This window comes from Uliginosibacterium sp. H1 (genome assembly GCF_036017065.1).
GTDB lineage: Bacteria > Pseudomonadota > Gammaproteobacteria > Burkholderiales > Rhodocyclaceae > Uliginosibacterium.
Window position 1 is genome coordinate 167,642 of the sequence record NZ_JAYXHR010000003.1, and the last position, 26,425, is coordinate 194,066.

The window sequence follows — 26,425 nt, forward strand, 5'->3', positions numbered from 1 at the left end:
AGGAGTTTCAGCTTTCCACCTGAAACGTCGGCAATCCGTGAGAAACGGCGCGATAATCGCGGCCAGCATCGGCAGGCATAGCCGTTACCTCAGGAAATCACGATGGCCCGCGTCACTCTTACCCAGTTCCTCATCGAACAGCAGCGCTCCGCGCAGCACATTCCCGCCGACCTGCGTCTGCTCATCGAAGTGGTGGCGCGCGCGGTGAAAGTCATCAGTGTTCACGTCGGCAAGGGAGCGGTCGCTGGCCTGCTGGGCTCGGCAGATAGCGAGAACGTCCAGGGCGAAGTACAGAAAAAGCTGGACGTCATCACCAACGAGCTGCTGCTGCAGGCCAACGAATGGGGCGGCCACCTGGCGGCGATGGCGTCGGAGGAAATGGAAGAGCCTTTCCCGATTCCGAACCGCTACCCCAAGGGCGAATACCTGCTGGTGTTCGATCCGCTGGACGGCTCCTCCAACATCGACGTCAATGTCTCCGTCGGCACCATCTTCTCGGTGCTGCATTGCCCCGAGGGCGTGACCGATCCGACCGCAGAGGCCTTCCTGCAGCCGGGGAGCCGGCAAGTGGCGGCGGGTTATGCGATCTATGGTCCTGCGACCAACCTGGTGCTGACCGTTGGCACCGGCGTGCATGGCTTTACGCTGGATCGTGAATTCGGTGCCTGGGTGTTGACCCACAGCGACATCCGCATTCCCGAGGACACCAAGGAATTCGCCATCAACGCTTCGCGCTCCCGCTTCTGGGAAGCGCCGGTCAAGCGTTACGTGGATGAACTGATGGCGGGTCGCGATGGTCCGCGCGAGCAGGACTTCAACATGCGCTGGGTGGCGTCGATGGTGGCGGACGTACACCGCATCCTGGCGCGTGGCGGCATCTTCATGTACCCGATGGACGAGAAGAACCGCGCCAACGGTGGCCACCTGCGCCTGCTGTACGAAGCCAATCCGATGGCTTTCATCGTCGAGCAGGCGGGCGGCGCTGCGTCCACCGGGCACCAGCGCATCCTGGACGTGCAGCCCAAGGGCCTGCACCAGCGCGTGCCGGTGGTGCTGGGTTCGAAGAACGAAGTCGAGCGCGTGGTGCGCTACCACGCGGAGCCCGCCGCACGCTGACGTCGCGCTGACTCCGCGTGCGCGTTCCGCGTCTCCTGCTGGCGCTGGCCCTGCTGGGTCTGACCGGGCTGCCGGCGGTGGCGCAGGAGCGCTGGCGCCTGCAGGCCCCGGACGAGGTTGCGCCACTGCTGCGCCGCTTTCTTCCGGACCCGGAGGTGGCCAGCGAGCAGCCGGACCGCGCAGCGCGCCTGTTCCTGGCGCGCCGCCTGCGTAGCGAAGCGACCGATCTGCTCGCCACCGAAGGCTATTTCACGCCCGAACTGAACACGGACGTCGATGACGGCGTGGTGGTGCTGGACGTCCAGCCTGGCCGGCGCACCGAGGTGCGCAGTGTGGAGATCACCTTCACCGGTGCGATCGCGTCGGATCCCGCCTATGCCGCACGGATGGCGGCATTGCGCGAAGCCTGGGCGCTGCCGGCTGGCCGTCCGTTTCGCCAGCAGGACTGGACGAGTGCCAAGGAACGCCTGTTGCAGGAGTTGTCGGCGCAGGACTTCGCGATCGCCAGCCTGCGGGAGAGCGTGGCGGATATCGACACCGAAGCCTCCGCGGCCCATCTCCGGCTTACGGTGGATAGCGGCCCTCCTTTCCTGCTGGGGCCTTTGCAGATCGAGGGGCTGGATCGCTACGAAACGGATCTCGTGCAGCGCTACAACCCGCTACGGGTGGGTGAGCCCTACAGCCGTGAGCGTTTGCTGACCCTGCAAAGCGCCTTGCAGAACACCGCCTACTTTTCGGCGGTGGAGATCGACCTGCAGCCAGGTGCAGACCCTGCGCAGCCCGTCCCGGTCCGGGTTCGCCTGACCGAGAACAAGCCCCGGCGCGGCAGCCTGGGCGTCGGTTACAGCAGCAATACCGGTGCCCGCGTGGAGGTGGGCTACCGTGATGCCGACCTCTTCAACAAGGCATGGCAGCTCAACTCCGGCGTGCGCGTCGAACAACGCCGGCAGTCGGCCTTTGCGGATGTTTACTTTCCGCGCGGCGAAGAGGGGCAGCGCTACGGCGTGGGCGGGCTGATCAACAACGAGAAGATCGAAGGCTTGCAGATCTTCAAGCAGCAGATCGGCGCCGTACGCAGCCGTACTCGCGGCAACATCGACCAGACCATAGGCTTGAGCTACCAGCGCGAGAAGAGCCATCCGGATGGTGCGGACGAGGCCGTCAAGACAGCTCTGGCGCTCAACTGGGGGTGGACCCATCGCAAGGTCGACAACCTGCTGGACCCGCGCAAGGGCTATGTGATGCAGGTGCAGATCGGGGGGGGCGCGCAGGTGCTGCTGTCCGACGGCAACTTCCTGCGCAACTACGGACGGCTGCACGGCTGGTGGCCGCTGAGCCCCCGCGACGTGTTGCTGGGTCGTGTCGAGGGCGGCTACACGATCGCCAAGACCCGCGACTTCGTTCCGGAGGACTTCCTGTTCCGGACCGGCGGATCGCAGACCGTGCGCGGCTACGACTACCTCAGCCTGGGGGTCAAGGAAGGGACTGCCACGGTCGGCGGGCGCTACATGGCCATCGGCTCGGTGGAATACAACCACTGGTTTGCGCCCTCCTGGGCCGGGGCGGTGTTCATGGACGCCGGCAACGCCGCGGATGAGCTGGAGGGCTTCACCGTGCGTTACGGCTACGGGCTGGGCGCCCGCTGGAAGAGCCCGGCCGGCAACATCGCCTTCGACGTCGCCTATGGCCAGGGTGGCGGGCAGGACGAATCGGGCGTCAAAGCCCATATTTCCATCGCCTTCGCCTTCTGAGCCGGGCGCGGCGCATTGGTCGGGTTTCGGGAAGTGTTTGCCTCATTGCTGCGAGCTTGTTGCACGCACGCAACAGTTGTCAGCGGAATCCCATACTCGTTTGGGCGTTGGCTTGCCCCTGTAAAAGCCGCTTTGCCAGAATCGCCTTCAACTTCTCGATTCGAGAGGTAGGCAGGGTTCGCGGTGCTCCTGATCGCCCGCACCCTTGTTCAACTGTGAGGAGAAACCTATGCAGAAGAAACTGATCGCCGCGGCGATTGCTGGCCTGGTTGCAGCACCGGCCTTCGCTCAATCCAACGTGACCATCTACGGTCGTATCGACCTGTCGGTCGTGGCCGCCAACGGCGAATCGCAAGTCGACGGCATCGGCCTGCGTCAAGCCGAAGGTTCCAGCAGCCGTTGGGGCCTGATGGGCGAAGAAGACCTGGGCAATGGCTGGTCGGCATTCTTCCAGCTGGAAAACCGCTTCTACCCGGGCACCGGCAACATCAACAGCAACAGCTCCGGCACCGCCATGTGGAAGGACAAGTCCTGGATGGGTCTGGCGAGCAAGCAGTTCGGCTCGATCAAGATCGGCCGTCCTGACACCTCGTTCGACACCACCCACGGTGGCAGCAACACCGAAATCTGGGGCGGCGACACCATCGGTGCCAACCCGAGCCGTCGTGCTCGCGCTGCGACCCGTTTCGACCAAGGTCTGCGTTACGACACCCCGACCTGGGGCTTCTTCAAGGCCTACGCCGCTACCCGTCTGGAAGGCGGCGACGGTTCGACGTCCGTTCAGGGCGCGACCAGCACCACCGCTCCGACCGAACAGCGTAGCGCATACGACGTCGGTACCGAGCTGAGCTTCGGTTTCGTGAAGTTCACCGGTGCTTACCAGAAGGACTACGGCACGGGTTACGAAACCTGGGGTATCGGCACCCGTATCGTTCCGATCGCTCCGCTGACCATCCTGCTGTCGTGGGCTGACTCGAAGGGCTTCGACGCCGAAGGTGGTGTCAACCCGACCGGTGACAGCAAGCAGAAGGCCGGTGGTATCGGCGTTGGCTACAAGCTGGGCAATGCTGAACTGCGCGCCAACTACGGCCGCGTGTGGACCAACGTTGTCGGCGGCACTGCTGCTGCCAACGGTGACGTGACCCACATCGCCGGCGGCGTGTGGTACAGCCTGTCCAAGCGCACCCAGCCGTTCCTGGTGCTGGCTCGCGACAAGGGTTCGTACGCTGCTACCGAGCGCACGATCAATGCCGTGCAGCTGGGCGTGCGTCACAACTTCTAATCGCGAAAGTATCCGCGCTTAGTAAAACGGGCAGCTTCGGCTGCCCGTTTTGTTTCATGCGCTAGGGAGGCGGATCGCCTTATCCAAAGGCCGGCTTCCGTGTGGTGAGTTTGATCAGGCGAGCGAGAGTATCCAGTCCTGCAGTTCACGGGCGTGGGTTTGCCAGTTCCGGCCGCGCTCGATGAGTGATGTGCGGCTGCGTGCGCCGATGCCGGCGGCAGTCGCGCGCTGGGTATAAGCAAACTCGAGCGCGCTGATGATTTCGTCCACGTCGCTCTCTCCCCAGCCTTCTGTCTGCCCGTAACCTGCGGGCAGGGTGACCAGGTTTTGCTGCGTCAACAGGATGCAGTTGTCGTCCTGGAGCAAATCGTGCATGCCGGTGTTCGCACCGGCGATAACCGGAACGGCGCAGGCCATTGCCTCCTTGGCAGGCATGTTGGTACACGCTTCGGCTCGGGAAGGTTGCAATGCGACATCCATCTCGCGCAGGATCGGCGCCATCAACGGGTTCTGTACCGGACCGAGATCGATGAACTGCGACGGATTGATGCCGTTGTCACGCGTCCACTTCGCAACATCCAGGTTCCCTTGTGGCGTCAGCGTCAAGGCGTGGTCCAGCTTGCCTTTGAAGCCGGCGGCCATGCGTGGCCAGGGAGAGTGCCAGGCGGCAACCAGTACGGCATCCGGATGGCGTGCGGCGAACGTCCTGAAGGCCAGCAGGACAAGATCCTGCGCCTTGCGGAACTCGATCTTCCCGCCGGTGAAGACGTAGAACCGATCCGGATCGAGCAGGCCCGAGCGCGGGCCGGGGCAGAAGAGCGAGGTGTCCACGCCTTCGAAGATGATCTTCGCCTTGCGGCCTGTTGCAGCCTCCAGCAGCTGTGCGTTCCAGTGCGAGGCCGTGAGCAGCTCGTCGTACTTGCCCAGCTTGTCCAGCCGGCCCTTCAGCGATGTCTCCTCGAAGATGTAGCGGCCGACATTGCATTGGCCGATCAGCTCATGCTGCGGGAAGTAGGCGCCCGGCGCATCGATCACCACACCCTTGATCTTCACCCGGCCCTGCGCGTCCGGTTGCAGCCGGCTCATGAACTCATTGGATTCGGTCATGGCCGCGCGCGCCGCATGCAGCCGCAGCGGATCGGTCATGAAGACCTGTTCATTCTTGATGGCGGCCCCCATCAGGGGCCGTATCCCGGGCTGATTGGCCCAGTGCATGAAGACGTTGAGGCCCAGTAGCCCCCATCCGAAATTGTTGCCCAACTGCCAGTTCAGACAAATGTTGCGCATGTTTCACCGAAGGGAGTGAACGGGGGAGGGGGTCAGCGAATCACCAGGTTGTCGCGATGGATCAGTTCGGGCTCGTCGACGTAGCCGAGGAGCGCCTCGATTTCCGCCGAGGGCCGGCGCGCGATGCGGCGTGCTTCGGAGCCGGAATAATTGACCAGGCCGCGAGCCACTTCGGCTCCTTGAGAATCACGGCAAGCGATGACGGCGCCGCGTTCGAATTCGCCTTCCACCTGGGTGACGCCGATCGGCAGCAGGCTGGCGCCACCGCGAAGGGCGCGGATGGCGCCATCGTCCAGGATCAGCGCGCCCGCCATCTGCAGGTGATCGGCCAGCCATTGCTTGCGGGCGGCCAGCGGGGTGCTGGAGGCGTGCAGCAGGGTGCCCAGCGCTTCGCCGGCGGCCACGCGCAGCACGGCATCCGTCTCACGGCCACTGGCGATGATGGTGTGGGCGCCGCTGCGCGCTGCGCGCTGGGCGGCGCGGATCTTGGTGATCATTCCACCGCGCGAGATGCCGCTGCCGGCGCCGCCTGCCATGGCTTCCAGCGAGGTGTCCTCGGCGCGCGCACTGGAGATCAGCGTCGCCGTCGGGTCCTTGCGCGGGTCTGCCGTATAGACGCCTTTCTGGTCGGTGAGGATCAGCAGGGCGTCGGCTTCGATCAGGTTGGCGACGAGCGCGCCCAGCGTGTCGTTGTCGCCGAACTTGATCTCGTCGGTCACGACGGTGTCGTTCTCGTTGATGATCGGTACGACGCCGAGTTGCAGCAGCGTGGCCAGCGTGCTGCGTGCGTTCAGGTAGCGCAGGCGGTCGGCGAGATCCGCGTGGGTCAGCAGGATCTGCGCGGTCCGCAGCCCGTACTGGCTGAACGCGCCCTCGTACACTTGCGCGAGGCCCATCTGGCCGACGGCGGCCGCGGCCTGCAGCGAATGCGTTTCGTTCGGACGGGTGGTCCAGCCCAGTCGCTGCATGCCGGCAGCGATGGCGCCACTCGACACCATCACGATCTCCCGTCCTTCAGCGCGCAGCGCCGCGATCTGGCGCCCCCAGTCGGCGATGGCCGCGGTGTCGAGGCCCGCACCGTTGTTGGTCACCAACGCGCTGCCCACCTTCACGACCAGGCGGCGCGCGGTGCGCAAGGTGTCGCGCAGGCCCTCAGCGGGCATAGATGATCTCGCCTTCGAAATCGTCGTCATCGTCATCTTCGTCGTCGCTGTCGGCACTCTCACCGATCTCTTCGCGCGGTTGTTCAGCCGGTCCGCCGGCGATGGCTGCCAGTTTTTCTTCGTCACTCAGGCGCGGTTGTGCGTCCAGATAGTCCTGGATGGCGAAACACAGCTCGCGACAGCCCTGGCCCTGGATGCCGGAGATGGCGAAGTGTTTTTCCGGCTCGCCGTAAGCGTCGAGGAAGGCGCGCACGCGTTCCGCGCGTTCTTCTTCGGGAATCAGGTCCAGCTTGTTCAATACCAGCCAGCGCGGCTTCTGCCACAGCAGCTCGTCGTACTTGCGCAGCTCTTCGACGATGGCGCGGGCTTCGTATACGGGATCGGTGTCGGGATCGAACGGCGCCAGATCGACCAGGTGCAACAGCAGGTGCGTGCGCTGCAGGTGGCGCAGGAAGCGGTGTCCCAAGCCTGCGCCCTCGGCAGCGCCTTCGATCAGGCCGGGGATGTCGGCGATGACGAAGCTGCGGCCTTCATCGGTTCGCACGACGCCCAGGTTCGGCGCCAGCGTCGTGAAGGGGTAATCGGCAACCTTCGGTTTGGCGGCGGATACGGAACGGATGAAGGTGGATTTGCCGGCGTTCGGCATGCCGAGCAGGCCGACGTCGGCCAGTACCTTCAGCTCCAGGCTCAGTGTGAAGCGTTCGCCGGGCGTGCCGGGCGTGTGCTGGCGCGGAGCACGGTTGGTACTGGACTTGAAATGCAGGTTGCCCAGTCCGCCAATGCCGCCCTTGGCGATGACGACCTGTTTGCCGTCGAAATCCATGTCGGCGACGATCTCGCCGGTTTCATGATTCTTGATGAGCGTGCCGACCGGCATGCGCAGCGTCTTGTCGTCGCCGCCCTTGCCGTAACGGTCGCTGCTGCCGCCGCGCTCACCGTTCTGGGCATGGAAGGTGCGGGTGTAGCGGAAGTCGACCAGCGTATTGAGGTTGCGGTCGGCCACGGCGATCACGCTGCCACCACGGCCGCCGTCGCCGCCGTCCGGCCCGCCCTTGGGGATGTACTTCTCACGGCGGAAAGTAGCCGCACCGACACCGCCGTCGCCGGCGATCACGTCGATGCGCGCTTCGTCAAAGAATTTCATGATGAGGGTTCCTCACTCCGCCGGCGCAGCCATGGCTGCAGAAACAAAAAAGCCCCATCCGCGAGGACAGGGCTTTTTTCGACCCGCGGCGGAGCGTCAGGCTTGTTGCTCGACCGGGACGATGTTCACGGTGCGGCGGTTCTTGACGCCCTTCACGGTGAATTCGACGCGACCTTCGATCAGCGCGAACAGGGTGTGATCCTTGCCGATGCCGACGTTGTTGCCCGGGTGGTACTCGGTGCCACGCTGGCGAACGATGATGTTGCCGGCTGCAACCAGCTGACCACCGTAGCGCTTGACGCCAAGTCGTTTCGATTCCGAGTCGCGGCCGTTACGCGAACTGCCGCCTGCTTTTTTGTGTGCCATGTTGCTTGACTCCTGTCCTGCTTACGCCGAGATGGTCTCGATGCGCAGCTCGGTGTAGTTCTGACGGTGACCTTGATGCTTCTGGTAGTGCTTGCGACGACGCATCTTGAAGATCTTCACCTTGTCGTGACGACCTTGGGACAGCACCGTGGCCTTGACACTCGCACCTGCCACCAGCGGCGCGCCCACTTTCACGGACTCGCCTTCGCCGACCAGCAGGACCTGGTCGATGGTGATTTCAGTGCCAACGTCCGCCGGTATCTGTTCTACTTTGATTTTTTCGCCAGCGGCAACGCGATACTGCTTGCCACCGGTTTTTATGACCGCGTACATGTTGAACCTCTTGTTTACAAAGAGCTGGAAAAGCGCGCGATTATGCAAGCCTTCCGCGGACAGGTCAAGTCCCGGGCTCGCTTGACGCTGTCAGGGGCGGCCCCTACCATCGCCGCTTCCGCTGAGTAGCTCCCACCTTTTCCCGTTCCCATCTTGTCGCTCGACCAGCTCTACGCGCCCATCGCGTCCGACATGGAGGCGGTCAATCGCGTCATCCGCGCCCGCCTGCATTCCGACATCGTCCTCATCCGCCAGGTGGCCGAATACATCATCGGTGCGGGGGGCAAGCGCCTGCGCCCGGTGCTGCTGCTGCTGGTGGCACGCGCGCTGGGCTACGAAGGCAAGTCGCATCACGAACTGGCCGCGGTGGTGGAGTTCATCCATACCGCCACCCTGCTGCATGACGACGTGGTGGACGAGTCCTCGCTGCGGCGCGGCCGCAGCACCGCCAACGCGATGTTCGGCAACGCTGCCGCCGTGCTGGTCGGCGACTTCCTGTATTCGCGCTCCTTCCAGATGATGGTGGAAGTGGACGACATGCGCGTGCAGCGCGTGCTGGCGGATGCCACCAACGTCATCGCCGAGGGCGAGGTCCTGCAGCTGCTCAACATCCACAACGCGGACGTGAGCGTCGACCAGTACCTGCAGGTCATCAACTTCAAGACTGCCAAGCTCTTTGAAGCCGCCGCCCGGCTGGGGGCGATCCTCGGCGGGCTGGACGAAACCGGGCAGGCGCAGCTGGCGGCATTCGGCCGGCACATCGGCACCGCGTTCCAGCTGATCGACGACGTGCTGGATTACTCCGGCGACGAAGAGGCGACCGGTAAGCATCTCGGCGACGATCTGGCCGAAGGCAAGCCGACACTTCCGTTGATCCACGTCATGCAGCATGGATCGGCCGAGCAGTCGGCGTGCGTCCGCCAAGCCATCGAGCAGGGCGGCCGCGACGAGTTTGCCGCGGTCATCGCGGCGGTGCGTGCGACCGGTGCGCTGGAAGTGACGCGCAGCCATGCCGAGCGCGAGGCGAAGCTCGCGAAAGATGCGCTCTCCATCCTTCCGGCTTCCCAATTCAAGGAAACGCTGCTAGAATTATCGTCCTTCGCAGTGACCCGGGACTTCTAGCGGTCGTTGCGAAAGCAGGAAAAACGGGGTGTAGCTTAGCCTGGTAGAGCGCTACGTTCGGGACGTAGAGGCCGGAGGTTCGAATCCTCTCACCCCGACCAGGATCCAGAAAAGGCCGTGCAGCGATGCACGGCCTTTTTGCTTTTCTCCCGCGTGTTTTTCGCGGCCGCCAGGTCCGGCGGCCAACTCCTGACTCAATTGACGCCTTTGCTCGCAAAGCCTTCGACCAGCGCGTCGATCAGGCTGCGCACGGCCGGCACCATGCCGCGTCGCGACGGAAACACCACGTGCACCAGGCCCTCGGCAAGGCTGAAGTCGGGCAAGACGTGTTGCAGGTCGCCGCTATCCACCGCATTTCCGCAGTTCAGGCTGGGCAGGTAGGCGATGCCCACGCCGGCGCGTGCCGCTTGCAGTAGCGCCTTGAAGTCGTCGGTGATGAGTCGCGGGAAATGTTCGATCTCCAGCGCCTCGCCGGCCTCGTCACGGAACAGCCACGTGTAGCGGTTGCGGCCCGGCGCGGTGAAGGCCAGCGTGGGCAGTACGGACAGCTCGGACGGATGCTTCGGCCGCCCGATGCGGTCGAGCAGGGCGGGGCTGGCGACCAGCATCGAGCGGCTGGTGCCCAGCATGCGCATCGCGAGATCACTGGGCGCCAATGGCGGCATGCGCACGCGCAGCGCGAGATCGAAGCCTTCTTCCACCACGTCGACGCGACGGTTGATGGCCTCCATATGCACCTGTACGCCGGGGTTGTCGGCGAGGTAGCGCGCCAGGATGGCGCCGACGTGGCTTTCCACCAACCCCACCGGACAGGCCACATGCACCAGCCCCTGCGGCGCGGCGCGGGTGCGGTCGATGGTGTCCTGCGCGGCGCGGGCCTCTTCTTCCAGCGCGACGCAGTGGCGGTAATAGGCCTGGCCGATCTCGGTGACCGACACCGCGCGCGTCGTCCGCTGCAGCAGGCGCACGCCCAGATGCTCTTCGAGCTGCTGGATGCGCCGGGACAGGCGCGAGGTCTGCATGTTCAGCACCCGGGCGGCGGCGCTGTAGCCGCCATGTTCCACCACCTTGGCGAACAGCAGCATGTCGTTGAGGTCCTGTATGGCGACTCCTGATGGAAAGGTGATTGTTCTATTAATGGAATGGTAATTGATATTTTTGGCTATTTTTATCTGATTGTTGCGTTCATACACTTCAGTCATCGCAGTGAGTTGCACTGCGGCAACGAACAGAAGGAAGACCGCCATGAACATCCTCCACATCGATTCCAGCGCCCTGGGCGGCGCCTCGGTTTCCCGCCAGATCACCGCCGAAGTGGTGCGTGCCATCCAGGCCCGCAGTGGCGAAGCCAGCGTGCAGTACCGTGACCTGTCGGCGAAGCCGTTGTCGCACCTGAGTGGCGAGTTGCTGGCCGGTCTGCGTCCCGCACCGGGCACCAGCGCCGCCCCCAGCGAAGAGATCCGCGCCGAACTGGCCGAAGCCGAGGAAGTGCTGACCGAGTTCCTGGCCGCCGACGTCATCGTGGTGGGCGCGCCGATGTACAACTTCAGCGTGCCGTCGCAACTGAAGTCGTGGATCGACCGCATCGCCCAGGCCGGCCGCACGTTCCGCTACACCGCCAACGGCCCGGAAGGTCTGGCAGGTGGCCGCAAGGTGATCGTGGTGTCCTCGCGTGGCGGCATCCTCGCCGGCCAGGCACATGAAGCGGCGCTGGATCATCAGGAGGCCTACCTGCGCACGGTATTCAACTTCATCGGCATCACCGACGTGTCGGTGGTGCGGGCGGAAGGCATCGGCTACGGGCCGGAAGCGCGCGACGCGGCAATCGCCAAGGCGCTGGAGCGCGCCCAGTTCGTCGGCGAGGAAGTGTCCGAGGAGTGTGCAGGCAAGGCAGCCGTCGCGGCTTGAAGCCGCCGGTAAGCAGGAATGACGGAATGCGCGCCGCGAGGCGCGCAGCGACTGCCCGGTGTCGGGCGCCGCAGGCAAGCCGTGACGGCACATCGCCCTCACGCAGCAACGTAAACGAAAGGAGCAGCAAAATGATTGACCGCAGACCCTTTGAATCGCTCGGTGGCGCAGACCACGGATGGCTGCGCGCCAAGCATCACTTCTCCTTCGCCGACTACTACGACCGCAGCCGCATGGGCTTTGGCGCGCTGGTGGTGTGGAACGACGACGAGATCGCGCCGGGTACCGGCTTCCCGCCGCACGGCCACGCCGACATGGAGATCATCACCTACGTGCGCGAAGGCGCCATCACCCACCAGGACAACCTGGGCAACCAGGGTCGTACCGAAGCGGGTGACGTGCAGGTGATGAGCGCCGGCACCGGCATCCGCCACGCCGAGTACAACCGCGAGCCGGGTGCGACCCGCATCTTCCAGATCTGGATCCAGCCCGACCAGGAGCGCGGCAAGCCGTCCTGGGGCGCCAAGCCCTTCCCGAAGGGCGACCGCTCCGGGCAGTTCGCGGTGCTGGCCAGCGGCATGAAGGGTGACGAGGACGTGCTGCCGATCCGCGCCAACGCGCGGGTGCTGGGCGTGACCCTGAAGGCGGGCGAGCGCGCGGAGTACACGCTCGGCGCCGGTCGCAAGGCCTACCTCGTGCCTGCCGTGGGCGAGGTGGAGGTGAATGGCGTCGTCATCCAGGCCCGTGACGGGGCGGCCGTGCAGGACGAATCACGCATCGTCGTGACCGCCCGCGCGGATGCCGAAGTCGTGCTGGTCGACGTCAATCCGTGACGCGCGATGCCGGCGGAGCTGAAACGTCGGCGGCGGCGCTCATGGCCAGAGCGTCATAGGCAGAGGGTACGGGGGCGATAGTTGTCTCAGGACTTGTCCCCGCTATCTTTGGCCCGCATATGGCTGACATGCGGTGGCGCGGCATAAGGGTATGCCGGCCTGCCGCTTTCCCGCCCGCCAGCGGCGCGGGACAATGCAGGAGCTGGACATGGACAGCAACATCAGCAGCAAGACGAGCGACGAAGTCGGGGGCGCAACATGAGCAAGGTCAGGATGTACAGCAGCCGGGTGTGCCCGTACTGCGTCCGTGCCGAGCAGTTGCTGACCCGCAAGGGCGTGACGGAGATCGAGAAGATCAACGTCGACGTCGACCCCACGCAACGCGAGGCGATGATGACTCTGACCGGTCGCCGTACCGTGCCGCAGATCTTCATCGGTGAGCGCCACGTGGGCGGCTTCGACGACCTCGCTGCGCTGGAACGCGCGGGTGAGCTCGACGCCCTGCTCGCGGCGTGAGGCCGTTGCCATGCAAGCATCGAAGACAGGAACCGACATGAACGACCGCATCGTCAAGATTGCACAGGCCCGCCTGCCCACGAAGCACGGCGAATTCGAATCGCATGCCTTCCGCAACGCGCAGACCGGCGTGGAGCACCTGGTGCTGACGAAGGGTGATGTCACCGGTGCCCCGGTGCTTGCCCGCCTGCATTCGGAATGCCTGACCGGCGACGTGTTCGGCTCCCTGCGTTGCGACTGCGGCGAGCAGCTGGAGCTCGCGCTACAACGTATCGCCACCGAGAAGCGTGGCGTGCTGGTCTACCTGCGTGGGCAGGAAGGACGCGGCATCGGCCTGGCCAACAAGATCCGCGCCTACCAGCTGCAGGATGTCGGCCTGGACACCGTGGATGCCAACCTTGCGCTGGACCTGCCGGTGGATGCACGCAGCTACAAGGATGCCGTCGACATGCTGCGCATGCTGGGCGTGCAGGAGGTGCGCCTGATGAGCAACAACCCGGAGAAGGCGGCCTCGCTGGAAACCGGTGGCATCCGCGTGGTGGAGCGCGTCGCCCACTACCTGCCGGTGACGGTGGAGAACCATCGCTACATGGAGACCAAGCGCACCCGCATGGGCCACGCCCTTTCGCGCAGCGAGCTGCCGGCGTCGGCGGGCGCGGTGAGCGAGGACGGGCTGATCGGCGCCTGAACACGGGGACGCGTGACCACGACGCTGATCGTGGTCGAGGCAGCAAGAATGGCGCGGTGACACCGCGCCATTTTTTTCGCCCGTCGCAACCGTGTCCGCGCCGGCCGGCGGATCGCCGCGGAGGGCTGTCCGGCGTGCGCGTCTCTGCCTTTGGAGAGAGGACCGGCAGGTACTTACAGGAGTGTTTCCCCGGGGCCCCGGCAGCGAGACTGTCGCCACACCATCGCGTTGCCGCGAGGTTGCAACCCCGACCCCTGAATTCCCTGGAGACCACCATGGCCAAGGCGACCGCCGTACCCGGCAAGAAACTGCTTTTCCCCCAGGATCACACGCTGATCATGATCGACCACCAGTCGCAGATGGCATTCGCCACCAAGTCGATCGACGCGGTGCTGCTGCGTAACAACGCCGGGCTGGTGGCCAGCGCGGCGAAGGTCTTCAACGTATCCACCATCGTCACCAGCGTGGCCGAGAAGAGCTTCTCCGGCCCGGTGTTCGACGAGATCAAGGATGTCTTCCCGAAGGCCGAAGTCATCGACCGCACCACGATGAACTCCTGGGAAGACCCCAACATCGTCGCCGCGGTGAATGCCATCGGCAAGTCGCGCATCGTGCTGGCCGGTTTGTGGACCTCCGTGTGCATCGTCGGCCCCGCACTGTCGGCGCTGGACCAGGGCTTCGAGGTCTTCGTGATTGCGGACGCCTGCGGCGACGTGTCCGACGAGGCACACAAGCTGGCGATGGACCGCATGATCGCGGCTGGCGCACAACCCATGACCTCGCTGCAGTACCTGCTGGAACTGCAGCGTGACTGGGCGCGTGGCGAGACCTACGATGCCACGGTGGCCGCCTCGGTGAAGCATGGCGGTGCCTACGGCCTCGGGCTGATCTACGCCAAGAGCATGTTCAACGCCCAGGAAGGGCACTGAGCACGCAGCCACCCGCAGGGGCGGGAGACGCCTGTCTTCCGCCTTCAACGAGTTTCAATCACGCTCAACCACCTTCGACCGCTTCCATTTCGGAGCCCCCGCCTGGAGAACACCATGCAGCCCAGCGTCGCTGATCGTCCAAGCCCTGCCGACAGCCTGTTCCACAACGGTCGCATCACTACGCTGGACCGCAGCCGGCCCGAGGTGCAGGCCCTGGCGGTGAAGGACGGCAAGGTGCTTGCTGCCGGCAGCATGGAAGACCTGCAGCCCTACGTCGGGCCCGCGACGCGTCGTATCGACCTGCGAGGGCGACGCGTCATCCCCGGGCTGAACGACAGCCACACCCACCTGATCCGCGCCGGCCTCAACTACAACATGGAGCTGCGCTGGGACGGCGTGCCTTCGCTGGCCGACGCGCTGCGCATGCTGCGCGAACAGGCGCAGCGCACGCCGGCGCCGCAATGGGTGCGCGTGGTCGGTGGTTTCAGCGAATGGCAGTTCGCCGAGAAGCGCCTGCCCACGCTGCAGGAAATCAACGAGGCGGCACCGGACACGCCGGTGTTCATCCTCCACCTGTATGACCGTGCCTTGCTGAACGCCGCGGCCCTGCGCGCGGTGGGTTACACGAAGGACACGCCCAACCCGCCCGGTGGCGAGATCCAGCGCGATGCGCGTGGCGAGCCTACCGGCCTGCTGGTGGCGAAGCCCAATGCGATGATCCTCTACGCCACGCTCGCCAAGGGGCCGCGCCTGTCGCCGGAGGACCAGGAGAACTCCACCCGCCTGTACATGCGCGAGCTGAACCGGCTCGGCATCACCTCGGTGATCGATGCGGGTGGTGGCTTCCAGAACTACCCGGATGACTACGGCATCATCCGCAAGCTGGCGAATGCGGGCGAGCTGACCGTGCGCGTCGCGTACAACCTGTTTACCCAGCGGCCGAAGCAGGAGAAGGACGACTTCCTGCAGTGGGCACGGCTGGTCCGCCCCGGCGACGGCGAGCGGGAGACGGCGGGCTTCTTCCGCCACAACGGCGCGGGCGAGATGCTGGTGTTCTCCGCCGCCGACTTCGAAGACTTCCGCGAGCCGCGCCCGGACCTGTCCACAACGATGGAGCAGGAGCTCGTCGAGGTGACGCGCGTGCTGGCCGCCAACCGCTGGCCGTTCCGCATCCATGCCACCTACGACGAATCGATCACCCGCGTGCTGGACGTGTTCGAGCGCGTGAATGCCGAGGTGCCGCTGACCGGCCTCAACTGGATCATCGACCACGCCGAGACCATCAGCGAACGCAACATCGAGCGCATCCGCGCGCTGGGCGGCGGCATCGCCATCCAGCACCGCATGGCCTACCAGGGCGAATACTTCCAGGAGCGCTACGGCCGTGCCGCCACCGAGCGCACCCCGCCGGTGAAGAAGATGCTGGAGGCCGGCGTGCCGGTGGGCATGGGTACCGACGCCACCCGCGTGGCCAGCTACAACCCCTGGGTGGGGCTGCAATGGCTGGTCACCGGCGAGACGGTCGGCGGTACGAAGCTCTATCCGCAGGCCAGCCTGCTGGACCGCGAGACCGCGCTGCGCCTCTACACCGAAGGCAGCGCCTGGTTCTCCACCGAGCAGGGGCGCAAGGGCGCGCTGATCGCCGGGCAATACGCGGACTTCGTGGCCCTGAGTGCAGACTACTTCGCGATTCCACAAAGTGACATCAAGGGCCTGTCCAGCGTGCTCACCGTCGTCGGCGGCAAGGTCGTGCACGGCAGCGACGGCTTCGACGAGCTGGCGCCGCCCTTGCCGACGCCCAGCCCGGACTGGTCACCGGTGCGCTACCGCGAGTTGCAAGCGCCGCGCGCCACGGCAGCCGTCGCGCGCACGGCATGTTGTGCCACGCCGTGTGGCGTCCATGGCCATCGCCATATGTTCGCCAGCCAGGCGGCCGTGCCGGCCAGCGACCGCAATGCATTCTGGGGGGCCCTGGGCTGCGGCTGTGCGTGGTGACATGCCCCACGACCCCTGCGAGCCGCGCGACCGCCGCCTGCCTCCCGACGCACGAGGACTGCCATGCCAGTCGGCGACGCACTGAGCCATGCCGTGCAGGCAGGGTTGGCGCCGGACATCGTCGCGCGCCTGCTCATCGCAGGTCTGTGCCTGCCGTTCCTCATCAGCGGCGTGGTGAAGAGCTTGCGCTTCGCGGGCGCGGTGGAGGAGTTTTCCAGCCTGGGCTTTCCACGGCCGGCGCTGTTCGCGGCGCTGACGATCGCGCTGCATCTGTGCGCATCGCTGTCGGTCATCGTCCTCGCGGGCTGGCCGGCCGCGCTGGGCGCGCTGGCGCTCGCCGCATTCACGCTGGTCGCGTCGCTGATGGCGCACGCATTCTGGAAGAAGCGGGGCGTCGCACGCTTCCAGCAGACCAACATCTTCGTCGAGCACGTGGCCCTTACCTGCGGTCTCCTGTTCGTGGCGTACTGGCACCTGCACCGGGTGTGAGCGGCAGGCATCCCGTGAAGGAGACCCAGGCATGAACGACACTTCGCTCGCCACCACGGCGGCGCCGGCCACCTCATCGCCCTGGGCGCCATTCCGCCAGCGTGTGTTCACCGTCATGTGGTTCGCCATGCTGGTCGGCAACATGGGCACCTGGATGCGCGACGTGGGGGCCGGCTGGCTGATGACCACCTTGTCGCCGTCGGCCACGGCGGTGGCGATGGTGCAGGTCGCCACGACGCTGCCCATCTTCCTGCTGTCGCTGCCGGCCGGTGCGCTGGCCGACATCGTGGACCGCCGTCGCCTGCTCATCGGCATCAACGTCGCGCTGGGCGTCGTCGCGGCAGCCCTGGGGGTGGTGACGCATCTCGGCGCGATGACGCCGGTCCTGCTGATCCTCGGCCTGATGTGCGCCGGCATCGGCGTCGCCCTGACCCAGCCGGTGCAGCAGTCGCTGACGCCCCTGCTGGTGGCGCGCCCGCTGCTGCGCTCGGCGGTCGCGCTCAACAGCATGGGGCTCAACGTTTCGCGCGCCATCGGGCCGGCGCTGGGCGGGGTGGTGGTGGCGAGCCTGGGCGTCGCGGCGACCTTCTACCTGGATGCGGCGAGCTATCTCGCCGTCATCGGCGCGCTGTGGTGGTGGAAGGGGGCCAGTGCCCCGGCCGCGGCGGGCACGCCGGAGCAGATCGGCGCCGCCATGCGCGCCGGCCTGCGCTACGCCTGGCACGCACCGGCATTGCAGCGCGTGCTGTTGCGCGCCGGCAGCTTCTTCATCTTCGCGAGCGCGTGGTGGGCCTTGCTGCCGATCATCGCCCGCCGCGAGCTGGGCGGCGGGCCGGGCTACTACGGGGTGCTGCTGAGTTGCGTGGGCGCGGGTGCGGTGGCGGGCGCCATCCTGCTGCCCACGCTGCGCGCGCGCTGGTCTGCCGAGACGAGCCTGCGCGGTGGCCTGGCCGCCACGGTGCTGGTGCTGGTGCTGCTCGCCGCCGTGCGCGAGCAGGTGGCGGCGGCAGCGGTGATGGTGCTCGCCGGCGGGGCATGGATCGTCGTGCTGACCATCGCCAACGTCACCGCGCAGACGCAGTTGCCGAACTGGGTGCGCGGGCGCGGCCTCGCGCTGTACCTCAGCGTCTTCTACGGCGCCATGGCGCTGGGCAGTTTCCTGTGGGGGCAGCTCGCCGACCTGGCGGGAGTTCCGGCGGCGCTAGGGTGCGCCGCAGGCGTCGGCGCCCTGTCCTGTCTGTTGGCCTGGCGGCGTCCGCTGCCGGAAGGCGAGCCCGACCTCAGCCCGTCCGGTCATTGGCCGCTACCGGTGCTGGCGCCGGAAATGGCCCACCGGCTGGATGGCGAGCAGGCGGAGCGGGATATCGGCCCGGTGCTGATCACCGTCGAGTACCAGGTGCGGCCGCAGGATGTCGCAGGCTTCCTGCGGGCCTTGCACGCGTTCTCGCCACAGCGGCTGCGTGACGGCGCGTGGCAATGGGGCATCTACGAAGATCTCGCGCGTCCCGGCATCTTCGTCGAGCACTTCCTCGTCGCGTCCTGGGCGGAGCATCAGCGCCAGCACCACCGCGTATCGGTGGCGGATGCCGACCTGCAGGCGCATGTGCGCGCCTTCCACGCCGGCAGCGAGCCGCCGCAGGTCAGGCACCTGATCGCAGCGAACCCGCCGACGCGACCCTAGGCGGCAGGCCGCCCGGGTCGCGTCAGGTCGCATCGGCCGTATTCAGGCCGCGTTCAGCGCGGTGGCAGTGTTGATCGTGATGTCGCCGACGAGCGTCTTATGCACCGGGCAGGCGTTGGCGATGCGCAGGATGGACGCCTGCTGCTCCTCGTCCAGGTTGCCCGTCACGTGGATCGTGCGGGTCATCGTGAAGCCGGCCTCGGTCTTGCCGTGCGTCACCTCCACGCGCAGGACCTGTATGTCGTAGCCCTTGCGTTTGACATACAGCTCTAGCGTCAGCGCCGTGCAGGCCGCCAGCGCGCCGTCCAGCAGATCGTGTGCCGAAGGGTGGGGGCCGCCGCCGGCTTCCGCATCGAGATCCACTTCGATGCCGCCGTGATCGAAGCTCACGTCGCAGGCGGTCTTGCCGCTGGCGGTCGTCCAGAGGGCTTGTGTCGTCATCAGGTTCTCCTGTGTTCGGTCAGCTGTGTGGCGCCACACCTTAGCCGAGGCCGCGCCGGCCGTCATGCCCCCTGCGAGAGGGGCGGGGCCGGCGAAGGGTGTCTCACGTGGCAGGCATTGGCGGTGGTGGACCCGCACTGCACCAAGACGACTGCACGGCTTGTCAGACGAAACGAATTTCCCGTTGTCAATCGTTTAACCTGATGTCGGCTCCTGCTCGGCAGGGCAAGACTGTGTAGCGACGCAATCCCGGTCCGGATGACGGGAGTCCCCGGCAGTAGCGACGGGGAAAGGAGTGCGTCGCGGACCGCCGGCTCGAACCGGTGGCCCATAAATCGAACACAGACAAAACCACACAAGGAGCCAAACATGAACAAGCCGACATCTGGCACAACCCGCCTCGCCTTGCCCGTCCTGGCGGTATCGCTGTGCCTCGCCAGCACGCTGGCGATGGCCTCGACCAACGCGCAGCACACCGACATCCGCAACGGCGGGTCGATCAACTCCGGCGATGATCCGAACGCGGATTCGCCGATCTTCTCGATCGTGAACCAGTCCGCCAGCCGCGCGGAGTTCCGCTTCCGCACCTACACCAGCGGCACGCACACGCTGGAGGGCACCTTCAAGCTGCTGGCCCGCTCCGGCGGCAACACCAGCATCGCGCAGACCTTCTCCGAGACCGGCGGCAACCCGATCAGCCAGCTGGCCATCGATACCAACGGCTACTTCTACGAAGTGCAGCGCAGTACCGGCGACAGCAGCAGTGCGCGCAGCTGCAACCTGCCGAAGATCAACGTCGGCAGCAGCGTGAAGATCCGCATCGTCTACAACGCGGACAACGGCACCAGTACGTCGTACATCAACGGCGCCAAGTGCAAGACCATCACCAAGTCCGGCTGGCGCAACCTCTACACCAAGATCGGCGCGTACCACACCGCCAGCGGTTCCGGCAGCATGAGGGTGCAGTGGACCAGCTTCACCGTGCAGTAAGCGAAGGCACCTGTCACAGCCCGCAATGGCCGCCGGCAGGCGGCCATTTTTCATGGGCAAACCAGTGGGCGCGGCCTCGCTGCGCTGCGCCGGCTGGCGTACAGTGCGGGCATCTTTTCCCGCGGAGTGCCGTCATGTCTTCCTGGCCAGACACACGCATCCTCGATCTGTTCGGCATAGGGCTTCCGATCCTGCAGGCGCCGATGGCCGGCCCCAACCTGCACGAGCTGGCCGTGGCCGTCGCGCAGGCCGGCGGGCTTGGCGCGCTTCCCTGCGCGTTGCTGACTGCGGAGACCGTGCGTGAGCAGGTGGCGTTGTTCCGCCAGCAGCTGCGCGCGCCGCTGAACCTCAACTTCTTCTGCCACCACCCACCCGTGCCGGACCCCGCCCGCGAGGCGGCCTGGCGGGCGCGCCTCGCGCCGTACTACGTGGAGCTGGGCCTGGACCCGGCGATGCCGGCACCGGCCGGAACGCGCGCGCCTTTCGACGATGCCTTCTGCCGTGTCGTCGAGGAGCTGCGGCCGGAGGTGGTGAGCTTTCACTTCGGTCTGCCCGAGCCCACCTTGTTGGCGCGGGTGCGGGCCGCCGGCGCGAAAGTCATTTCATCCGCCACGACGGTGGCCGAGGCGCGTTGGCTGGCGGAGCGCGGTTGCGACGCGATCATCGCGCAAGGCTTCGAGGCAGGCGGCCACCGCGGTGTGTTCCTGCAGGGTGAGGACATCAGCACGCAGGTCGGTACCTTCGCGCTGGTGCCACAGGTCGTCGATGCGGTGGATGTGCCGGTGATCGCTGCCGGCGGCATCGCGGATGCCCGTGGCATCGCCGCGGCTTTCGCACTCGGTGCTGCGGCCGTACAGATCGGCACGGCCTACCTCTTCTGCCCCGAGGCGCGTGTGCCGGCACCGCACCGTGCGGCGCTGGCCAGCCTGCAGGCCGAGGACACGGCGCTGACCAACCTGTTCACCGGCCGCCCCGCGCGCGGCATCGTCAACCGCCTGATGCGCGAGCAGGGGCCGATGTCCGCGTCGGCACCCGCCTTCCCGCTCGCGGGCGGGGCGCTAGCACCGTTGCGCGCAGCCAGCGAGCCGGAAGGCTCCGGTGACTTCATGTCGCTGTGGGCGGGGCAGGCAGCGCGACTCGGTCGCCCCATGCCGGCCGGCGAACTGACGCGGACGCTGGCGGCCGAGGCGCTGGCACGCATGCAGGGCGGAGGCGCGGCATGAGCATCGAGCTGGACCACAGCATCGTGTCCTCGCGCGACAAGGCTGCCGGCGCGCGCCGGCTGGCAGAGATCCTCGGCGTGGCGAGCGGTCCCGCCCGCTTCGGCCCCTTCCACGCGGTGTATGTGAACGAGGGCCTGACGCTGGACTTCATCGATACGGACGAGGACTTCCCGGTGCAGCATTTCTGCTTCCGTGTCACACCGGCGGACTTCGAGACCATCCGCGTCCGCCTCGACGCGATGGGCATCCCCTGGCGCGGCACCGTGTCCGGGCCGATGGACAGGAAGGTCGGCGCGCACTTCGGCAACATCTACTGGAACGAACCCGACGGCCATCAATGGGAGTTGCTGACCGTCAGCTACGCGCGCGCTTCCTGATCGCGTGGCGCGCCGGGCTGCTTGCGGCAGGGCGGGTCAGCAGCGCGATTTCCACTCGCGGAGTTCCTTTTCGAGCAGGCGACGACCCGCTTCGTGGGCACGTGCGATCAGCGCATCGACGTTGCCGTCGTTCACGTGCTCGTGTCCGAAACCGCGCTTGAGTTCATCGAACACCTGATCGAGGTCGTCCGGGTCTATCGGGCTGGAGGGGTTCTGCAAAGACATGACGATCTCCTTCTCTTGAGGATCGGGGTACGTCGAGTCTCACCCGCTGTTGCCGGTCGGGCGTGAGCGGGGAGTGGGTCACTCCATTCAAGCGATTTCCGGCGGCCCGGTGACTCCTCAAGCTTCCCGACCGCATGTAGGAAGCCTCCCGCGCGCCGCGAACGTGCTGCCATGCGGGCTGGCGACGGCGTAGTCCTCCTCCCACGCCGGCTTCAGCGGATACCGACGAAGGGGCGTCCGGCGCGGGTCGTAATGTCTGCATTCCGCCGCGCCGCTCCATCGACTGCGGCCGGGCGATAGCGGGGGCATCGGACATGGGCGTCGTGACGGATGTGCAGCGGGCTGGGCGGCGGGGCGTGGCGGTGGAAGAGATGCCGGAAGAGATGCCGGAAGACGTGCCGGAACGTGGATCGCCCCGTGACGTGGCCACCCGCTTAGACGCGGTGCGCAGCCGCAGCCTCGCGCTGGCGGCGCCCCTCTCCGCGGAAGACCTGTGTGTGCAATCGATGCCGGATGCCAGTCCGGGCAAGTGGCACCTGGCCCACAGCACCTGGTTCTTCGAGACCCTGGTGCTGGCGACACACTGCGGTGGCTACGAAGAATTCCATCCGCATTTCCGCTTCCTGTTCAATTCCTACTACGAGTCCCTAGGCGCGCGCCACGCACGCAACGAGCGCGGCCTGTTGACGCGGCCGGCGCTCGCCAGCGTGCTGGACTACCGTCGTCACGTCGACGCGGCCGTTGCCGGACTGATCCACGACGCCGACGAAGACACCTGGCGGCGCGTCGCACCGCTGCTCGAACTGGGCCTGCATCACGAACAGCAGCACCAGGAACTGCTGCTCACCGACATCAAGCATCTGCTGTCGTGCAACCCCTTGTTGCCGGCCTATGTCGACGATGTCCTGCCTGCAGGCGGTACGGGACATGCGGCCGTATCCCTGCAATGGCTGGCCTGTGCGGGCGGCGAGGCCGAGGTCGGCCACGCCGATGCGGCGGGCTTTGCCTTCGACAACGAGATGCCGCGCCACCGCGTGCTGCTGCAGCCCTTCCACATCGCCAACCGCTGCGTGACTTGCGGCGAATACCTGGCCTTCATGGAGGACGGCGGCTATCGACGACCCGAGTTCTGGTTGTCGGACGGCTGGGCCCTGGTCAAGGCGCAGGAATGGCGGGCGCCGATGTACTGGCACGACGCGGACAGCCTGGCCGCGCGCGGCTGGCCATCCGGTGCGGGGCAGGGCAGCTGGCAGGTGTTCAGCCTGTACGGACTGCGGTCGCTGGACCATGCCGGGCCCGTGTGCCACCTGAGCTTCCACGAGGCGGTGGCGTATGCCAACTGGGCAGGCGCGCGCCTGCCCACGGAGTTCGAATGGGAAGCGGCGGTGACGGCGCACGGCGTGCAACCGTCTTTCGCCGCGCGTGACGGGGTGGGGTTTCTGCATCCGCGCGCCGCCTCGCATGGCGGTGGTGGGGACCTGCTGCAGGCCTTCGGCGACGTCTGGACGTGGACGCGATCGTCCTACGAGCCCTATCCACGTTACCGCCCCTTGCGCGGGGCGGTCGGCGAATACAACGGCAAGTTCATGGTCGGCCAGGTCGTCCTGCGCGGCAGCAGTTGCGCCACGCCGCCAGGGCATGCCCGCACCACCTACCGCAACTTCTTTCCTCCCGGCGCGCGCTGGCAGTTCTCGGGCATCCGCCTCGCGCAGGACTTCTGAAAGGCTCGCTCATGTTCCTTGCACCTTCCGTCGCCGACAACGCGCAGGTCCTCCGTGACATCGGCATGCCAGGGCTTCATCCGCCCACGACGCCTCCTGTCGTGGAGGAAGCGGCTGGTGTGGCCGCTTTCCGTGCCGACCTGCTCCGCGGGCTGGCGGCCACGCCGCGCTCGGTGTCGCCCAAGTACTTCTACGACGCGGCGGGCTCCGCGCTGTTCGAGCGCATCTGCGAACTGCCGGAGTACTACCCGACGCGCGTGGAGCTCGGCATCCTGCGACGGCACGCGGCGGACATGGCTGCCTGCATCGGGCCGGACGCGGAGATCATCGAGTTCGGCGCCGGGGCCAGCGTGAAGATCCGCGTCTTGCTGGATGCGCTCGCCCAGCCACGCCGCTTCGTGCCGATCGACATTTCCGGCGAGCATCTCCATGACGCGGCCGCCCAGCTCGGGCAGGACTACCCGTGGCTGGACATCGCGCCGATCGCCGCCGACTTCACCGATGCCGCGTTTCACGCACGCCTGGGAATGCACATCGACGCGGCGGGTAGCGGCGAAGAAGCACGGGGAAGGCGTGTGGGCTTCTTCCCCGGCTCCAGCATCGGCAACTTCGATCCGGCCGAGGCGCGCAACTTCCTGACGCTGGCGCGACGGTCGCTGCGCGGCGGCGGCCTGCTGATCGGCTACGACCTGGTGAAGGACCCCGCCGTCCTGCACGCTGCCTACAACGACGCAGCCGGCGTCACCGCGGCCTTCAACCGCAACCTGCTGGTGCGCGCCAATAGCGAGCTGGATGCCGACTTCCAGCCGCAATGCTTTGACCACTATGCGTTCTACAACCCGGTGCGCCAGCGCGTGGAGATGCACCTGGTGAGCAGCGTGCCGCAGCTTGTCCGCATCGGCGGTGAGTGTGGTGGGGACGTCGAGTTCGCGGAAGGCGATTCGATCCACACCGAGAACTCGCACAAGTTCACCGTCGAGTCCTTCTCCGCGCTCGCGCAGGCCGCGGGGTTCATTCCCGGTCCTGTCTGGCACGATCCGTCGCGCTGGTTCTGCGTGCAGTGGCTGCGCGCGCCGGAATGAGAAGAGGGGCGTGCCGTCCGGCCGGACGGCACCCCCTCGTGACGCAAGCCGGATTCAGTTGGTCAGGTGCGCTTCCAGGCTGATGTCCTGGACGCTCGCCAGGGCCTTCGACAGCGGGCATTCGCGTTTCGCGGTCAGCGCGATGTCCTGGAAGCGGGCTTCATCCAGTCCCGGCACGCGTGCATCCAGATGCAGGGTGATGCGGTCGATGGCGAAGCCTTCGCCCTGCTTGACGAGATTCACCCTGGCGCGCGTCTCGACCTTCTCGGTCGCGAAGCCGGCCTTGTCGCACGCGAACGAGAACGCCATGGTGAAGCAGGCGGCGTGGGCGGCGGCGAGCAGCTCCTCCGGGTTGGTGCCCTTGCGGTCGTCGCCGAAGCGGCTGGCGAAGCCGTAGGGGTAGGCGCGCAGTGCCTCCGTCTCGGTACTGATCTCGCCGCGGCCTTCCTTGCCACGGCCCTGCCACTGGATCTGTGCAGTCTTTTCACTCATGGTCGTACTCCTTCATCGGTGGGTGAGTGGAACCTGGGGGATTGCTGAAACCGGTCGCGTTGCCGCTGGCTCACTTCGGGCGCGGGGGCCGGACATGCGTATCGGGCGGCAGCAGGCGGCCGCTGCGCAGGTCCTTGATCGCATAGGCCAGCGCGCGGCCGACGTTGCGCACCTCCTCCTGCAGCGCCTCGTCGGCGTCCAGCGTGTCGTGGCTGTTGTAGTAGGGCTCGTAGTAGCCGACGTAGCGGTCGAGCCGCGCGGCGGCACCTGCGTCGATCAGGCCCATCCAGTCCAGCCAGTCGGTGAGGTTGCGCCGCAGTGACTCCACGCCGGCCACGTCGCCGTGCACGACCACGCCATAGGCGCGACCGGCGAGGTGCTTGGGGTAATGCCAGCCGTTGGCTTCGATGACCTTGGCTTCCAGCGCTTTCTTGCCGTGGGTGCTGGTGGGATCGGGATTGCCACCGTCCGCGCAGACCAGCCGGTCGATCATCGCCTTCAGCGGGCCGGGCGCCTGGTACCAGTAGGTAGGCGTCACGATGACGATGCCATGTGCCGCCACCCAGCGTTCGTAGATCTCCGCCATCCAGTCGTCCGCCTGGTCCAGCGCGTGGTTCGGGTAGCAACTGCAGGGCCAGTGGCACAGCGGCATCGCGGTCGCCACGCAGCCCTTGCACGGATGGATCGCGCGGCCGTACTCGGATGTCACGCGGCTGAGGTCGAGGATGTCCACCTCGATGCCGAGCGCTCGCGCCGATTCTTCTACCAGCCCGGCCATCCGCCAGGTCTTCGACACTTCCCCGGGGCAGGAGCCTTCGTTGCGTGCGCCACCGGCGATCACCAGCAGGCGATCCGGCGTCTGCGGGTCGGCCCAGCGTTCCTGTGCGACGCGCAGGCGCTCACGCGTCGCCAGCCAGTCCACCGAGAGGTCGTACTCCGGGGCTTCGAATTCCGGGCCGGCCTTGCGGGTCACGGGGGCCTTGCGGCCATCCTGGTAGGCCTGCCACGCGATGTCTTCCAGCCGTTCGATGGCGTCGCGCTCGACGGCGAAGGCCGGGTCCGCGAACCGTTCGTGGAAGCGGATGCGGAACGTGCCGCGGTCCAGCTTGCTGGACGGCTGGCCGTGGCGGACCTCGATGTCGGCGGCGATGTCGGCGTACTTCGGCATGGGTGCACGAACTGCAGGCGGGAACATCGACTATGCGCCGTCCCCGAACGAACATTAGTGGGAGCCGTCCCCGCCGACGCGCGGGAGATGTCCTACGCGTCGT

27 protein-coding genes and 1 tRNA gene are annotated in these 26,425 nt (G+C 66.6%); 18 read left to right on the forward strand and 10 right to left on the reverse strand.

Translation table 11 applies throughout. The annotated features are described in order from the left end of the window. Positions 1–102 precede the first annotated feature (102 nt). The 3 genes from VVD47_RS17405 to VVD47_RS17415 all read left to right on the forward strand — a co-directional run bounded on the left by VVD47_RS17405 (position 103) and on the right by VVD47_RS17415 (position 4,149). Complete coding sequence (locus tag VVD47_RS17405) at positions 103–1,116, forward strand: class 1 fructose-bisphosphatase (RefSeq protein ID WP_327604783.1); 1,014 nt, start codon at positions 103–105, stop codon at positions 1,114–1,116. Between the two features lie 17 nt (positions 1,117–1,133). Next, entirely contained in the window at positions 1,134–2,867 is a 1,734-nt protein-coding gene (locus tag VVD47_RS17410; protein WP_327604784.1) for an autotransporter assembly complex protein TamA, read from the forward strand. 229 nt (positions 2,868–3,096) lie between these two features. After that, the gene (locus tag VVD47_RS17415) at positions 3,097–4,149 is read left to right on the forward strand and encodes a porin (RefSeq protein WP_327604785.1); all 1,053 of its coding nucleotides are present in this window, start codon (positions 3,097–3,099) and stop codon (positions 4,147–4,149) included. A gap of 114 nt (positions 4,150–4,263) precedes the next feature. On the opposite strand, the gene VVD47_RS17420 is transcribed toward VVD47_RS17415, so the two are convergent. The 5 genes from VVD47_RS17420 to rplU form a co-directional block, all read right to left on the reverse strand. Beyond that, positions 4,264–5,436 (reverse strand): glycosyltransferase family 4 protein, encoded by a 1,173-nt coding sequence (locus VVD47_RS17420; protein WP_327604786.1) that lies wholly within the window; start codon positions 5,434–5,436, stop codon positions 4,264–4,266. A 32-nt stretch (positions 5,437–5,468) separates the two neighbouring features. Next, positions 5,469–6,599 (reverse strand): glutamate 5-kinase, encoded by a 1,131-nt coding sequence (gene proB / locus VVD47_RS17425; RefSeq protein WP_443080995.1) that lies wholly within the window; start codon positions 6,597–6,599, stop codon positions 5,469–5,471. After that, a complete protein-coding gene (gene cgtA / locus VVD47_RS17430) occupies positions 6,589–7,743 on the reverse strand; it encodes an Obg family GTPase CgtA (RefSeq protein ID WP_327604787.1) in 1,155 nt (384 codons plus the stop codon). The genes proB and cgtA overlap by 11 nt, the downstream gene beginning before the upstream one ends. 96 nt (positions 7,744–7,839) lie before the next feature. Beyond that, entirely contained in the window at positions 7,840–8,109 is a 270-nt protein-coding gene (rpmA, locus tag VVD47_RS17435; protein ID WP_327604788.1) for a 50S ribosomal protein L27, read from the reverse strand. 21 nt (positions 8,110–8,130) lie between these two features. Further along, entirely contained in the window at positions 8,131–8,442 is a 312-nt protein-coding gene (rplU, locus tag VVD47_RS17440; protein WP_327604789.1) for a 50S ribosomal protein L21, read from the reverse strand. A gap of 153 nt (positions 8,443–8,595) precedes the next feature. On the opposite strand from rplU, the gene ispB reads away from it, so the two are divergent. Together ispB and VVD47_RS17450 are read left to right on the forward strand one after the other, a co-directional pair. Further along, on the forward strand, positions 8,596–9,564 hold the full coding sequence (ispB, locus tag VVD47_RS17445; protein ID WP_327604790.1) for an octaprenyl diphosphate synthase: 969 nt from the start codon (positions 8,596–8,598) through the stop codon (positions 9,562–9,564). Between the two features lie 24 nt (positions 9,565–9,588). Beyond that, a tRNA-Pro gene (locus VVD47_RS17450) sits at positions 9,589–9,665 on the forward strand. A gap of 93 nt (positions 9,666–9,758) precedes the next feature. Here VVD47_RS17450 and VVD47_RS17455 read toward each other — a convergent pair. Beyond that, complete coding sequence (locus VVD47_RS17455; RefSeq protein WP_327604791.1) at positions 9,759–10,649, reverse strand: LysR substrate-binding domain-containing protein; 891 nt, start codon at positions 10,647–10,649, stop codon at positions 9,759–9,761. Positions 10,650–10,809: 160 nt separating this feature from the next. Here VVD47_RS17455 and VVD47_RS17460 point away from each other — a divergent pair, with 160 nt between their 5' ends. The 8 genes from VVD47_RS17460 (at position 10,810) to VVD47_RS17495 (ending at position 18,603) form a co-directional block, all read left to right on the forward strand. Continuing rightward, a complete protein-coding gene (locus VVD47_RS17460) occupies positions 10,810–11,472 on the forward strand; it encodes an FMN-dependent NADH-azoreductase (RefSeq protein WP_327604792.1) in 663 nt (220 codons plus the stop codon). A 131-nt stretch (positions 11,473–11,603) separates the two neighbouring features. Beyond that, positions 11,604–12,305 (forward strand): pirin family protein, encoded by a 702-nt coding sequence (locus VVD47_RS17465; protein ID WP_327604793.1) that lies wholly within the window; start codon positions 11,604–11,606, stop codon positions 12,303–12,305. A 258-nt stretch (positions 12,306–12,563) separates the two neighbouring features. Beyond that, entirely contained in the window at positions 12,564–12,821 is a 258-nt protein-coding gene (gene grxC / locus VVD47_RS17470; protein ID WP_327604794.1) for a glutaredoxin 3, read from the forward strand. A 37-nt stretch (positions 12,822–12,858) separates the two neighbouring features. After that, positions 12,859–13,509 carry a GTP cyclohydrolase II gene (gene ribA / locus VVD47_RS17475; protein ID WP_327604795.1) on the forward strand — a complete coding sequence of 217 codons (651 nt, stop codon included), beginning with the start codon at positions 12,859–12,861 and terminating at the stop codon, positions 13,507–13,509. A gap of 275 nt (positions 13,510–13,784) precedes the next feature. Then, positions 13,785–14,438, forward strand: a complete 654-nt coding sequence (locus VVD47_RS17480) for a hydrolase (RefSeq protein WP_327604796.1) — start codon at positions 13,785–13,787, stop codon at positions 14,436–14,438. 114 nt (positions 14,439–14,552) lie between these two features. Further along, positions 14,553–16,433: an amidohydrolase gene (locus VVD47_RS17485; protein WP_327604797.1), complete on the forward strand. Its 1,881-nt coding sequence runs from the start codon at positions 14,553–14,555 to the stop codon at positions 16,431–16,433. 63 nt (positions 16,434–16,496) lie between these two features. Beyond that, positions 16,497–16,922, forward strand: a complete 426-nt coding sequence (locus VVD47_RS17490) for a DoxX family membrane protein (RefSeq protein ID WP_327604798.1) — start codon at positions 16,497–16,499, stop codon at positions 16,920–16,922. A 31-nt stretch (positions 16,923–16,953) separates the two neighbouring features. Beyond that, on the forward strand, positions 16,954–18,603 hold the full coding sequence (locus tag VVD47_RS17495; protein WP_327604799.1) for an MFS transporter: 1,650 nt from the start codon (positions 16,954–16,956) through the stop codon (positions 18,601–18,603). A 42-nt stretch (positions 18,604–18,645) separates the two neighbouring features. On the opposite strand, the gene VVD47_RS17500 is transcribed toward VVD47_RS17495, so the two are convergent. After that, positions 18,646–19,044, reverse strand: coding sequence for an OsmC family protein (locus VVD47_RS17500; RefSeq protein WP_327604800.1), 399 nt, complete (start codon positions 19,042–19,044; stop codon positions 18,646–18,648). Positions 19,045–19,413: 369 nt separating this feature from the next. Between VVD47_RS17500 and VVD47_RS17505 the strand changes: the two genes are divergently transcribed. From VVD47_RS17505 to VVD47_RS17515, 3 genes are all read left to right on the forward strand, one after another. Next, positions 19,414–20,034, forward strand: coding sequence for a polysaccharide lyase family 7 protein (locus tag VVD47_RS17505; protein ID WP_327604801.1), 621 nt, complete (start codon positions 19,414–19,416; stop codon positions 20,032–20,034). 134 nt (positions 20,035–20,168) lie between these two features. Further along, entirely contained in the window at positions 20,169–21,257 is a 1,089-nt protein-coding gene (locus tag VVD47_RS17510) for an NAD(P)H-dependent flavin oxidoreductase (protein ID WP_327604802.1), read from the forward strand. After that, positions 21,254–21,634 carry a hypothetical protein gene (locus tag VVD47_RS17515; protein ID WP_327604803.1) on the forward strand — a complete coding sequence of 127 codons (381 nt, stop codon included), beginning with the start codon at positions 21,254–21,256 and terminating at the stop codon, positions 21,632–21,634. The genes VVD47_RS17510 and VVD47_RS17515 overlap by 4 nt, the downstream gene beginning before the upstream one ends. 36 nt (positions 21,635–21,670) lie before the next feature. Here VVD47_RS17515 and VVD47_RS17520 read toward each other — a convergent pair whose 3' ends face one another. Then, positions 21,671–21,859 (reverse strand): hypothetical protein, encoded by a 189-nt coding sequence (locus VVD47_RS17520; RefSeq protein ID WP_327604804.1) that lies wholly within the window; start codon positions 21,857–21,859, stop codon positions 21,671–21,673. A 314-nt stretch (positions 21,860–22,173) separates the two neighbouring features. On the opposite strand from VVD47_RS17520, the gene egtB reads away from it, so the two are divergent. Continuing rightward, positions 22,174–23,580: an ergothioneine biosynthesis protein EgtB gene (egtB, locus tag VVD47_RS17525; RefSeq protein ID WP_327604805.1), complete on the forward strand. Its 1,407-nt coding sequence runs from the start codon at positions 22,174–22,176 to the stop codon at positions 23,578–23,580. A gap of 11 nt (positions 23,581–23,591) precedes the next feature. After that, positions 23,592–24,662, forward strand: coding sequence for an L-histidine N(alpha)-methyltransferase (egtD, locus tag VVD47_RS17530; protein ID WP_327604806.1), 1,071 nt, complete (start codon positions 23,592–23,594; stop codon positions 24,660–24,662). 54 nt (positions 24,663–24,716) lie between these two features. Here the strand turns inward: egtD and VVD47_RS17535 are convergent, their stop codons facing one another. Next, positions 24,717–25,154 (reverse strand): OsmC family peroxiredoxin, encoded by a 438-nt coding sequence (locus VVD47_RS17535; RefSeq protein ID WP_327604807.1) that lies wholly within the window; start codon positions 25,152–25,154, stop codon positions 24,717–24,719. A gap of 70 nt (positions 25,155–25,224) precedes the next feature. Next, positions 25,225–26,322: a flavodoxin family protein gene (locus VVD47_RS17540; RefSeq protein ID WP_327604808.1), complete on the reverse strand. Its 1,098-nt coding sequence runs from the start codon at positions 26,320–26,322 to the stop codon at positions 25,225–25,227. Positions 26,323–26,425 lie beyond the last annotated feature (103 nt).